Origin of the sequence: Streptobacillus notomytis (genome assembly GCF_001902585.1) — a bacterium.
Lineage (GTDB): Bacteria > Fusobacteriota > Fusobacteriia > Fusobacteriales > Leptotrichiaceae > Streptobacillus > Streptobacillus notomytis.
This window is the reverse complement of record NZ_LKKV01000016.1, coordinates 1-275: the sequence shown is the minus strand read 5'-3', so window position 1 is coordinate 275 and position 275 is coordinate 1. Positions and strand designations below refer to the sequence as shown.

1 protein-coding gene is annotated in these 275 nt (G+C 31.3%); it reads right to left on the bottom strand.

The genetic code is table 11. The features are described 5' to 3' along the window. The coding region (locus BUE91_RS00695) for an IMP dehydrogenase (protein WP_143605891.1) at window positions 1-275 on the bottom strand (275 nt) is incomplete at both ends.

The following is a 275-nucleotide window of genomic DNA, read 5'->3' as shown; positions in this document are numbered from 1 at the left end:
AAGTAAGGACAGATATTTCCACCTATTAAATTTAAGTTTGGAAATTCTTTTCTAATTTCTTTTATCTTCTCAATTACACCCTTTGAGTGTCCATGAGCAGAGTCAACAGTAATAATATCTACTCCTGCATCTACTAAGGCTTTAACTCTTCTTAATGTATCTGCTCCTATTCCCACTGCTGCTCCAACTCTTAATCTTCCTTTTTCATCCTTACATGCATTAGGATAATTTGCAACATTATCTATATCTTTAATAGTAATTAATCCTTTTAATTT